This is a genomic window from Paraburkholderia sp. SIMBA_054 (assembly GCF_046534875.1).
Classification (GTDB): Bacteria; Pseudomonadota; Gammaproteobacteria; order Burkholderiales; family Burkholderiaceae; genus Paraburkholderia; species Paraburkholderia hospita.
The window spans coordinates 1-265 of sequence record NZ_JAWRXV010000938.1; the positions used below are offsets into that span (position 1 = coordinate 1).

The window sequence follows — 265 nt, forward strand, 5'->3', positions numbered from 1 at the left end:
GGGCGTTTTTGGCCCGGTCATCGGTTCAAGATCCGGGAACTGGCAGCAGCAATGAGTGTTTCCGAGACACCAATACGCGAAGCCTTGATGCAGCTCGTGCGGGGTCGCGCGCTGGAAATGCAAGCTGGCAAGTCCATCATCGTCGCCCACATGACGGCCAAACAGTATATCGAGCTTCGCACGGTGCGACTTTTTCTGGAAGGGCTTGCGGCAGAACATGCCACAACGCGAATTTCCGAATCTGCTATTGATCAGATTGAAGTCG

The 265-nt window shown here is 55.1% G+C and carries 1 pseudogene; it reads left to right on the plus strand.

What is annotated here, in order from left to right:
- Nucleotides 1-51: 51 nt before the first annotated feature.
- A pseudogene (locus SB822_RS57890) lies at nucleotides 52-265 on the plus strand (GntR family transcriptional regulator); the annotation flags it as partial.